The 11078-nt window shown below is 62.3% G+C and carries 9 protein-coding genes and 1 rRNA gene; 9 read left to right on the top strand and 1 reads right to left on the bottom strand.

Features of this window, described 5'->3' with window-relative positions; translation table 11 throughout:
• The 4 genes from rrf to WM94_RS20920 all read left to right on the top strand — a co-directional run.
• Positions 1-102: ribosomal RNA gene (rrf, locus tag WM94_RS20935) — 5S ribosomal RNA — on the top strand; the annotation flags it as partial.
• Positions 103-360: 258 nt separating this feature from the next.
• Positions 361-1020, top strand: a complete 660-nt coding sequence (locus WM94_RS20930) for a paraquat-inducible protein A (protein WP_013970746.1) — start codon at positions 361-363, stop codon at positions 1018-1020.
• A complete protein-coding gene (locus tag WM94_RS20925; RefSeq protein ID WP_015268842.1) occupies positions 1007-1630 on the top strand; it encodes a paraquat-inducible protein A in 624 nt (207 codons plus the stop codon). Before WM94_RS20930 ends, WM94_RS20925 begins: the two co-directional genes overlap by 14 nt.
• Positions 1623-3923 carry a PqiB family protein gene (locus WM94_RS20920; protein WP_061552038.1) on the top strand — a complete coding sequence of 767 codons (2301 nt, stop codon included), beginning with the start codon at positions 1623-1625 and terminating at the stop codon, positions 3921-3923. The genes WM94_RS20925 and WM94_RS20920 overlap by 8 nt, the downstream gene beginning before the upstream one ends.
• 247 nt (positions 3924-4170) lie before the next feature.
• Here WM94_RS20920 and rpsT read toward each other — a convergent pair whose 3' ends face one another.
• Complete coding sequence (gene rpsT, locus WM94_RS20915; protein WP_003247625.1) at positions 4171-4449, bottom strand: 30S ribosomal protein S20; 279 nt, start codon at positions 4447-4449, stop codon at positions 4171-4173.
• Between the two features lie 250 nt (positions 4450-4699).
• On the opposite strand from rpsT, the gene murJ reads away from it, so the two are divergent.
• The 5 genes from murJ to fkpB all read left to right on the top strand — a co-directional run bounded on the left by murJ (position 4700) and on the right by fkpB (position 11073).
• Positions 4700-6238, top strand: a complete 1539-nt coding sequence (gene murJ, locus WM94_RS20910) for a murein biosynthesis integral membrane protein MurJ (RefSeq protein ID WP_061552037.1) — start codon at positions 4700-4702, stop codon at positions 6236-6238.
• Positions 6239-6356: 118 nt separating this feature from the next.
• Positions 6357-7307 (top strand): bifunctional riboflavin kinase/FAD synthetase, encoded by a 951-nt coding sequence (ribF, locus tag WM94_RS20905; RefSeq protein WP_023660619.1) that lies wholly within the window; start codon positions 6357-6359, stop codon positions 7305-7307.
• Positions 7304-10135 carry an isoleucine--tRNA ligase gene (gene ileS / locus WM94_RS20900; protein ID WP_061552036.1) on the top strand — a complete coding sequence of 944 codons (2832 nt, stop codon included), beginning with the start codon at positions 7304-7306 and terminating at the stop codon, positions 10133-10135. The genes ribF and ileS overlap by 4 nt, the downstream gene beginning before the upstream one ends.
• A complete protein-coding gene (gene lspA, locus WM94_RS20895; protein ID WP_003258216.1) occupies positions 10128-10643 on the top strand; it encodes a signal peptidase II in 516 nt (171 codons plus the stop codon). The genes ileS and lspA overlap by 8 nt, the downstream gene beginning before the upstream one ends.
• Positions 10636-11073, top strand: a complete 438-nt coding sequence (gene fkpB / locus WM94_RS20890; protein ID WP_003258215.1) for an FKBP-type peptidyl-prolyl cis-trans isomerase — start codon at positions 10636-10638, stop codon at positions 11071-11073. Before lspA ends, fkpB begins: the two co-directional genes overlap by 8 nt.
• Positions 11074-11078: the final 5 nt, after the last annotated feature.

Below are 11078 nucleotides of genomic sequence, written 5' to 3'. Positions count from 1 at the left end.
AGCATTGGAACCACCTGATCCCATCCCGAACTCAGCAGTGAAACGATGCATCGCCGATGGTAGTGTGGGGTTTCCCCATGTGAGAGTAGGTCATCGTCAAGATTCATTTCGCAAAACCCCTATCTGCACATGCAGGTAGGGGTTTTGTCTTTGTGGTGCAAAAAATCCCAAGCATACGCCGCCCCTGTGGGAGCGGGTTCACCCGCGAACACCGGCATAGCCGGTGCCATCCACCACGTCGCCCGCTTCGCGGCGGTTCGACGCCTCGACTCGCCCGCACTGGTCACCGTTCAATCGTCGCCTCCCACAATTCGAGCCAGAACACTAGAATAGGCCCACGCACCTATTCAGAAGCGCTATATGCCCAATCCTGTCGAACCTGAAACCCTGGCCCAGTTGCCGTTGGACGAGCTTGTCGCCTGTCATGAATGTGACCTGCTGCTGCGCAAGCCCGTGCTCCAGCATGATGAGAAAGCCCAATGCCCGCGCTGCGGCTATGAGCTGTACGCCCATCGGCACAATGTGGTCAACCGCAGCCTGGCCCTGGTGCTCACCGCCTTGCTGCTGTTTGTGCCTGCCAATTTCCTGCCGATCATGCAGCTGCACCTGCTTGGCCAAACATCGGACGATACCGTCTGGAGCGGCGTGCTGGGCCTGTACAACTCGGAAATGCGCGGTGTGGCCGTCGTGGTTTTCCTGTGCAGCATGGCCATCCCTTTGGCAAAACTGCTCTGTCAGCTGGTCGTGCTCTTGAGTATCCGTCTGAACGTGGGGCGTAGTTTCGGCCTGCTGTTCTACCGCATCTATCACCACTTGCGTGACTGGGGCATGCTCGAGGTCTATTTCATGGGCGTGCTGGTAGCCATCGTCAAGCTGGTGGACCTGGCCGAGCTGACGGTAGGCCTGGGGCTGTTCTGCTTCATCAGCCTGTTATTGATCCAGGTGTGGCTCGAGGTGGTGATGTCACCGCACCAGATCTGGAGTGCGCTATCAGGGGAGGACCTGCATGCGGGCGATTGATGCAGGCATTCTTGTCTGCAATGAATGTCACGAGCTGAACCGGCAACAGCCAGACAGCACTTCACAAACCTGTACACGCTGCGGTGCCATCGTGCATGCCCGTCGGCCGAACAGCATCGCGCGTACCTGGGCGCTGCTGATTGCCGCGTCGATCCTGTACATCCCGGCCAACATGCTGCCGATCATGACCGTGAGCACCCTGGGCCAAGGCAGCCCCGACACGATCATGTCCGGCGTCATCACCTTGCTCAAGCATGGCATGGTGCCCATTGCTGCCGTGGTGTTCATTGCCAGTATCCTGGTGCCCACGTTCAAACTGGTGGGCATCGGCTTGCTGTTGTACTCCGTTCAGCGCCGTCAGCCGCTTTCGGCACGTCAACGGATATTGATGTACCGCTTCATCGAATTCATTGGGCGCTGGTCCATGCTCGATATCTTTGTCATCGCCATCCTGGTGGCGGTGGTGAATTTCGGCCGAATAGCCAGTGTCGAAGCCAACCTGGGCGCTGTCGCCTTTGCAACTGTGGTGATCCTGACAATGCTTGCCGCTTTAACTTTCGATCCCCGACTGATTTGGGACAACACGGAGTCGGATGACGACCATGAGTGACCTGCCAACGGCTAAAACCCGCCCAGCCTCGAACTGGTCGGCCATATGGATCCTGCCTTTGATCGCCTTGATGATCGGTGGCTGGCTTGCGTGGCAGGCTTACCGTGATGCCGGTGTGGAAATTGAAGTCCGCTTCGAGTCGGGTGAGGGTATCGTCGCCAACAAGACCGAGGTGATCTACAAGGGCATGCCGGTTGGCAAGGTCAAGAGCCTGGTGCTCGACGCCAAGGGTGAGAACCAGGGGGTGATCGCCACCATCGAGATGAACAAGGCTGCCGAGCCGCATCTGACCAAAGGCACGCGTTTCTGGCTGGTGAAGCCGAGCGTCAGCCTGGCGGGTATTTCCGGCCTGGAAACTCTGGTGTCAGGCAACTACATCGCCGTCAGCCCAGGGGAGGGGGAGCGCACCAAGCGTTTTACTGCCTTGAAGGTTGCGCCGCCGCTGTCGGACACCGAGCCGGGCCTGCACCTTACCCTCAAGGCTGAGCGGCTTGGGTCGCTCAACCGTGACAGCCCGGTGTTCTACAAGCAGATCCAGGTTGGCCGGGTTAAAAGCTACCGCCTGTCCGAGGACCAGAGCACTGTCGAGATAAAGGTCTTCATCGAGCCGGCCTATGCCAGCCTGGTGCGCAAGCACACGCGTTTCTGGAATGCCAGCGGCGTCAGCATCGATGCCTCGCTGTCGGGCGTGAAAGTGCGTAGCGAATCGCTGTCGAGCATTGTCGCCGGTGGTATCGCCTTTGCCACGCCGGAACACCGCAAGGACAGTCCACCCACCGACTCGAACCTGCCGTTCCGTCTGTATGAGGACTTCGATGCGGCCCAGGCCGGTATCCGGGTGAAGGTGAAATTGAGCGATTACGAGGGCCTGCAGGCGGGCCGTACACCGGTCATGTACAAGGGCATCCAGGTAGGCTCGCTGAAAGCCCTGACAATGGCAGACAACCTGGCCAGTGCCTCGGCCGAGCTTACGCTGGACCCGTTGGCCGAGGATTATCTGGTCGAGGGCACGCAGTTCTGGGTGGTCAAACCGTCAATTTCCCTGGCGGGTATCACTGGCCTGGAGGCGCTGGTCAAGGGTAACTACATTGCCATTCGCCCTGGTGAGAAAGGGGCGCGGCCCGAGCGTGAGTTCGAAGCCCGCGCCAAGGCGCCGCCGCTCGACCTCAAGGCACCAGGCCTGCACATGGTGCTGTTCGCCGACACCCTGGGTTCGCTGGAAGTCGGTAGCCCGGTCATGTACCGCCAGGTGAAGGTGGGTAGCGTGCAGAGCTACCAGTTCGCCCGCAACAGCAATCGCATCCTGATCGGTGTGCATATCGAGAAGGAATACGAAAAGCTGGTCAACGGTTCGTCGCGCTTCTGGAATGTCAGTGGCATCACCCTGACGGGCGGCCTTTCGGGCATCAAGATCAAGAGTGAATCACTGCAGACCCTGATGGCTGGTGGTATCGCGTTCGATACGCCACGGCCTGATGTGCCGCTCAAACGACACATCCCACGCTTCCGCCTGCATGACAGCCAGGAGGCGGTCAACCGCGCGGGTACGTTGATCACCATTCGTGTGGACCGTGCCGACGGCCTCAAGCCTGGCACGGCGATTCGCTTCCGCGGCCTGGATGTGGGTAGCGTCGAGAGCGTCGACCTGACCGATGACTTGCAGGCGGTGCTGCTGCGGGCGCGCATTACCGAAGCGGCGGACCGTATCGCCCGCGTCGGTACGCAGTTCTGGGTGGTCAAGCCAGCCTTTGGCCTGGTGCGCACGCAGAACCTCGACACTCTGGTGGGTGGGCAGTACCTGGAAGTGCAGCCGGCTGCCAAGGACCGTGGCCCGCAGCGCGATTTCATCGCCTTGGCCGACGCCCCGCAGGTGGCAGGGCCTGAAGTCGGGCTGCCGTTGACGCTGAGCGCCCCGCGCCGTGGCTCGATCAAGCCGGGCGTGCCGGTGACCTATCGTGAGGTTGCGGTGGGCAAGGTGACGGGCTTCGAGTTGGGCCAGAGTGCTGACCGCGTATTGATCCATATCCTGATCGAGCCGCGCTACGCGGCCTTGGTGCGCAGCGGCAGCCGTTTCTGGAACAGCAGCGGCTTCGGTTTCGACTGGGGGCTGTTCAAGGGGGCTACGGTGCGTACCGAGTCGGTGGAGACCATGATCGACGGCGGTATCGCCTTTGCCACGCCGGATGGCGAGCAGATGGGCAACCCGGCACGGCCGCAGCAGACGTTCGCCTTGTTCGACAAGGCCGAGGATGAATGGCTGCAGTGGGCGCCGAAGATTCAGATTGCCAAGTGATGTGGAGGCAGGGCTGCCAAGTGCAGCCTTGCGCTTTTCCGTAGGAGCAGCCTTGTGCTGCGAATGGGCTGCGTAGCAGCCCCGACAATGTCGCTGTCAGCTGAAGCCTGGGGCTGCTATGCAGCCCATTCGCAGCACAAGGCTGCTCCTACAAAAAGCCGATCGTAATCAACTGGGCGGGATGCTTGCACAAATCGCAGGCAACAAAAAACCGACCCTAGGGTCGGTTTTTCGACTAGCGCGTCGCTTAGGCAGCTGCAGCTTCTTTCAGCGCCTTGATGTGGCCATTCAGACGGCCTTTGTGACGAGCAGCCTTGTTCTTGTGGATGATGCCCTTGTCGGCCATACGGTCGATTACAGGCACAGCCAGAACGTAAGCGGCTTGCGCTTTTTCGGCGTCTTTTGCGTCGATGGCTTTAACTACATTCTTGATGTAGGTACGGACCATGGAACGCAGGCTGGCGTTGTGGCTGCGACGCTTCTCAGCCTGTTTTGCACGTTTCTTGGCGGAAGGTGTGTTGGCCACCGTCGAGCTCCTCGAAAGACTTTAGGTAAATAGCAAACAAAATAGGCCGCGAATCATGCCGATCAGTCGAACGGATGTCAAGGCCACCTGCAAGGTTCCGCCGAGCGGTGCGCCAACAAGAGGGAAATATTCCTTTCTGCTGCGCGACCTGTAAACTCGGGAATTTTTGGCTCCCCTGCGAAGGCGCGGGAGTATCGCACATTCGGACGCTGTCTGGCAGCGTCCTCTGCCCTTGGCGTGAATCTTTTCGATGAACCTGCTCAAATCCCTGGCTGCGGTAAGCTCGATCACCATGATTTCCCGGGTGCTAGGCTTTGTCCGCGACACCATCCTGGCGCGTGTTTTCGGCGCCGGCATCGCCACCGATGCTTTCTTCATCGCCTTCAAGCTGCCCAACCTGCTGCGGCGCATCTTCGCCGAGGGCGCGTTTTCCCAGGCCTTCGTACCGATCCTGGCCGAATACAAGACCCAGCAAGGCGAGGAGGCGACCCGCACCTTCGTTGCCTATGTCAGTGGCCTGCTGACCCTGGTTCTGGCGCTGGTGACCGCCATTGGCATCCTGGCGGCACCGTGGGTGGTGTGGGCGACCGCGCCAGGTTTTGTCGACAGCGCCGAGAAATACGAATTGACCACCGCCCTGTTGCGCGTGACTTTTCCTTATATATTGCTGATCTCGCTGTCGTCCCTGGCCGGGGCGATCCTCAATACCTGGAACCGTTTCTCGGTGCCGGCCTTTACCCCGACCTTGCTGAATGTGGCGATGATTGCCTTCGCCGTGCTGCTCACGCCGTATTTCGACCCGCCCATCATGGCCCTGGCATGGGGTGTGCTGGCAGGTGGCCTGGCACAGTTGCTGTACCAGCTGCCAGCGCTGAAGAAGATCGGCATGCTCGTGCTGCCACGCCTGAACCTGCGTGATGCCGGCGTGTGGCGGGTGCTCAAGCAGATGCTGCCAGCGATCCTCGGGGTGTCGGTGAGCCAGATCTCGCTGATCATCAACACCATCTTCGCCTCCTTCCTGGTAGCCGGCTCGGTGTCGTGGATGTACTACGCCGACCGCCTCATGGAGCTGCCTTCCGGCGTACTGGGCGTGGCCCTGGGCACCATACTGCTGCCGACCCTGGCCAAGACCTACGCCAACAAGGATCGCGAGGAGTACTCGCGGATCCTCGACTGGGGCTTGCGCCTGTGTTTCCTGCTGGTGCTGCCCTGCACCCTGGCCCTGGCCATCCTCGCCGAGCCTTTGACCGTGGCGCTGTTCCAGTACGGCAAGTTCACTGCCGTCGACGCAGCCATGACCCAGAAGGCGCTGATCGCCTATTCCGTGGGCTTGCTGGCGATCATTCTGGTCAAGGTGCTGGCACCGGGCTTCTATGCGCAGCAGAATATCCGTACACCGGTGAAGATCGCGGTATTCACCCTGGTCTGCACCCAACTGTTCAACCTGGCCCTGATCGGGCCGCTCGCGCATGCCGGCCTGGCCCTGGCGATCAGCCTGGGGGCCTGCCTGAACGCCGGCCTGCTGTTCTGGAAACTGCGCAGTCAGCAGCTGTTCCAGCCGCAACCAGGCTGGGCGATATTCCTGCTCAAGCTGGTGCTGGCGGTGGGGCTGATGTCGGCGGTGTTGCTGGCCGGCATGCATTATCTGCCGACCTGGGAACAGGGCAACATGCTCGAGCGCCTGGTGCGCCTGGGGGCTCTGGTACTGGCGGGCGTCGTGACCTATTTCGGCTGCCTGTACCTGTGCGGCTTCCGGCCTCGGCATTTCGCCCGCAAGGCCTTGCACTGAGGCATCGGGCGGGTCAGGCGTCGGTTTTTCGCATTCCACGCCGCCCTTGGGCGCTGCTGCCTGTCACCGGCGCCCGGGTGTGGTTATAATCGGCCACTTTATGAGCAAGAAGCGCGTTATGCAGCTGGTTCGAGGTCTTCACAACCTGCGCCCCGAGCACCGGGGCTGTGTCGCCACCATTGGCAACTTCGACGGGGTTCACCGCGGCCACCAGGCTATCCTGGCGCGCCTGCGCGAGCGCGGCCAGGCCTTGGGCCTGCCGACCTGCGTGGTCATCTTCGAGCCGCAACCACGCGAGTACTTCGCCCCCGACACCGCGCCGGCCCGCCTGGCCCGGCTGCGCGACAAGATCGAGCTGCTGGCGGCCGAGGGTATCGACCGGGTGCTGTGCCTGGCATTCAACCAGCGCCTGAGCAAGCTCGGCGCCGATGCCTTCGTCAAGGCCATCCTGGTCGACGGCCTGGGTGTACGCCACCTCGAAGTGGGCGATGACTTCCGCTTCGGCTGCGACCGCGCCGGCGACTTCGCTTTCCTGGTCGAGGCCGGCAAGCAGTACGGCTTCACCGTCGAGGCTGCCAACACGGTGATCCAGGACGGCCTGCGGGTCAGCAGCACCGAAGTGCGCAAGGCCCTGTCCGAAGGCAACTTCGAGCTGGCCGAGCACCTGCTGGGCCGCCCGTACCGCATCAGCGGCCGCGTGCTGCATGGCCAGAAGCTGGCCCGCCAGCTCGGCACACCTACTGCCAACATCCAGCTCAAGCGCCGCCGCGTGCCGCTGTCCGGGGTCTACCTGGCCAGCATCGAAATCGACGGCAAGGCCTGGCCGGGTGTCGGCAATATCGGCGTGCGCCCCACCGTTGCCGGTGATGGGCGCCCGCACCTGGAGATTCATCTGCTGGACTATGCCGGCGACCTTTACGGCCGGCGCCTGACGGTGGAGTTCCACCACAAGCTGCGAGAAGAGCAGCGATTCGCCTCCCTGGAGGCGCTGAAGTCGGCGATCGATGCGGATATCGCCGCCGCACGTGCACATTGGCACGCTCAACCGCTAACGAAGAGCCTGAAATGACCGACTACAAAGCCACGCTTAACCTTCCGGACACCGCCTTCCCCATGAAGGCCGGCCTGCCTCAGCGCGAACCGCAGATCCTGCAGCGCTGGGACAGCATTGGCCTGTACCAGAAGCTGCGCGAAATTGGCAAGGATCGTCCCAAGTTCGTCCTGCACGACGGCCCGCCCTATGCCAACGGCAAGATTCACATCGGTCATGCGCTGAACAAGATCCTCAAGGACATGATCGTCCGTTCCAAGACCCTGGCCGGCTTCGATGCGCCGTATGTGCCGGGCTGGGACTGCCATGGCCTGCCGATCGAGCACAAGGTCGAGGTCACCCACGGCAAGCACCTGTCCGCCGACCGCACTCGCGAGCTGTGCCGCGAGTACGCCGCCGAGCAGATCGAAGGGCAGAAGACCGAGTTCATCCGCCTGGGCGTGCTGGGTGACTGGGACAACCCGTACAAGACCATGAACTTTGCCAACGAGGCCGGCGAAATCCGCGCCCTGGCCGAGATGGTCAAGCAAGGCTTCGTGTTCAAGGGCCTGAAGCCTGTGAACTGGTGCTTCGATTGCGGTTCGGCCCTGGCCGAGGCCGAAGTCGAGTACGCCGACAAGAAATCGCAGACCATCGACGTTGCCTTCCCGGTAGCCGATGACGCCAAGCTGGCTGCTGCCTTCGGTCTGGCTTCGCTGGCCAAGCCGGCTGCCATCGTGATCTGGACCACCACCCCGTGGACTATCCCGGCCAACCAGGCGCTGAACATCCACCCGGAGTTCAAGTACGCCCTGGTCGACACCGGCGAGCGTCTGCTGGTTCTGGCCGAAGAGTTGGTCGAGTCGTGCCTCAAGCGCTACAGCCTGGAAGGCTCGGTCATTGCCACCGCCCAGGGTTCGGCACTGGAACTGATCAACTTCCGCCACCCGTTCTACGACCGCCTGTCGCCAATCTACCTGGCTGACTATGTCGAACTGGGCGCCGGTACCGGCGTGGTGCACTCCTCGCCAGCCTACGGTGAAGACGACTTCGTCACCTGCAAGCGCTACGGCATGGTCAACGACGACATCCTCACCCCGGTGCAGAGCAACGGCGTGTATGTGGACTCGCTGCCATTCTTCGGCGGCCAGTTCATCTGGAAGGCCAACCCGGCCATCGTCGAGAAGCTGAGCGAAGTCGGCGCGCTGATGCACACCGAAACCATCAGCCACAGCTACATGCACTGCTGGCGCCACAAGACCCCGCTGATCTACCGCGCCACCGCGCAGTGGTTCGTGGGTATGGACAAGCAGCCGACCACCGGCGAGCCGCTGCGTGAGCGCGCACTTAAAGCCATCGAAGACACCAAGTTCGTCCCGGCCTGGGGCCAGGCGCGCCTGCATTCGATGATCGCCAACCGCCCGGACTGGTGCATCTCCCGTCAGCGCAACTGGGGTGTACCGATCCCGTTCTTCCTGCACAAGCAGACCGGCGAGCTGCACCCACGCACCGTCGAGCTGATGGAAGCAGTGGCCAAGCGCGTCGAACAGGAAGGCATCGAGGCCTGGTTCAAGCTGGACGCCGCCGAACTGCTGGGCGCTGAAGCCGAGCAGTACGACAAGATCACCGACACCCTCGACGTGTGGTTCGACTCGGGTACCACCCACTGGCACGTGCTGCGTGGCTCGCATGACATCGGCCACGCCACCGGCCCGCGTGCCGACCTGTACCTGGAAGGTTCCGACCAGCACCGCGGCTGGTTCCACTCGTCCTTGCTGACCGGTTGCGCCATCGACGGCCACGCGCCGTACCGCGAGCTGCTGACCCACGGCTTCACCGTGGACGAGAACGGCCGCAAGATGTCCAAGTCGCTGGGCAACACCATCGAGCCGGAGAAGGTCAACAACACGCTGGGTGCCGATATCCTGCGCCTGTGGGTTGCCGCTACCGACTATTCCGGTGAAATGGCCGTTTCCGAGCAGATCCTGCAGCGCAGCGCCGACGCCTACCGCCGTATCCGCAACACTGCACGCTTCCTGCTCTCCAACCTGTCCGGCTTCGACCCGGCCCGCGACTTGCTGGCCCCGGAAGACATGCTGGCGCTGGACCGCTGGGCGGTTGACCGTACCCTGCTGCTGCAACGCGAGCTGGAAGAGCACTACAGCGAGTACCGTTTCTGGAACGTCTACTCCAAGGTGCACAACTTCTGCGTGCAGGAACTGGGCGGCTTCTACCTCGACATCATCAAGGACCGCCAGTACACCACCGGCGCCAACAGTGTCGCTCGCCGCTCCTGCCAGACCGCGCTCTACCACATCAGCGAGGCGCTAGTGCGCTGGATCGCGCCGATCCTGGCGTTTACCGCCGACGAAATCTGGCAGTACCTGCCAGGCGAGCGCAACGAGTCGGTAATGCTCAACGGCTGGTACGAGGGCCTGAGCGAGCTGCCGGAAGGCACCGAACTGGACCGCGCCTACTGGGACCGCGTGATGGCCGTCAAGGCATCGGTCAACAAGGAGCTGGAAAACCAGCGTACCGCCAAGGTCATCGGCGGCAACCTGCAGGCCGAAGTCACCCTGTACGCCGACGAAGGCCTGAGCGCCGACCTGGGCAAGCTGGGCGACGAACTGCGCTTCGTGCTGATCACCTCGGCTGCCAGCGTGGTGCCATTCGCGCAAGCGCCGGCCGAAGCGGTGGCCACCGAAGTCGAAGGCCTCAAGCTGCAAGTGGTCAAGTCCGGCCACACCAAGTGCGGCCGTTGCTGGCACTTCCGCGCCGACGTCGGCAGCCACCCGGAGCACCCGGAAATCTGCGGCCGTTGCGTCGACAACCTGAGCGGTTCCGGCGAGGTGCGCCACTATGCCTAACCCTGTAGCGGGGCGCTTCGGGCGCCTTGCATGGCTTTGGCTGAGCCTGGTGGTACTGGTCCTCGACCAGGCCACCAAGCTGTATTTCAACAATGCCCTGACCATGTACCAGCAGGTTGTCGTCATCCCTGACTACTTCAGCTGGACCCTGGCCTACAACACCGGCGCGGCGTTCAGCTTCCTGGCTGAAAGCTCCGGCTGGCAGCGCTGGCTGTTCGCCCTGATCGCCGTGGTGGTCAGTGCCGTGCTGGTGGTTTGGCTCAAGCGCCTGGGGCGCAACGAGACCTGGCTGGCCGTGGCGCTGGCGCTGGTGCTGGGTGGCGCGATCGGCAACCTGTACGACCGCGTCGTGCTCGGCCATGTGGTCGACTTCATCCTGGTGCACTGGCAGAACCGCCATTACTTCCCGGCCTTCAACCTGGCCGACAGCGCCATCACCGTTGGTGCGGTGATGCTGGCGCTGGATATGTTCAAGAGCAAGAAGTCCGAGGATCCGGTCCATGACTGACACCCGTATCGGCCAGAACACCGAAGTCACCCTGCACTTCGCGTTGCACCTGGAAAACGGCGATACCGTCGACAGCACGTTCGACAAGGCCCCGGCCACCTTCAAGGTTGGCGATGGCAATCTGCTGCCCGGGTTCGAGAACGCCCTGTTCGGCTTCAAGGGCGGCGACAAGCGTACCGTCGTGGTGGCCCCGGAGAACGCGTTCGGCCAGCCAAACCCGCAGAACGTGCAAGTCATGCCACGGTCTCAGTTCGAGGGCATGGAGTTGTCCGAAGGGCTGTTGATCATCTTCAACGACGCCGCCAACACCGAGCTGCCGGGTGTGGTCAAAGCGTTCGATGACGACCAGGTGACCATCGACTTCAATCACCCATTGGCTGGCAAGACCCTGACCTTCGAGGTGGAGATCCTCGAGGTGAAGGCCCTGTAAGCCTG

This window comes from Pseudomonas sp. ABFPK (genome assembly GCF_001586765.1).
Taxonomy (GTDB): Bacteria; Pseudomonadota; Gammaproteobacteria; order Pseudomonadales; family Pseudomonadaceae; genus Aquipseudomonas; species Aquipseudomonas asiatica.
Note: the sequence above shows the minus strand (reverse complement) of the source record. Positions and strands in the feature narration are given on the sequence as shown.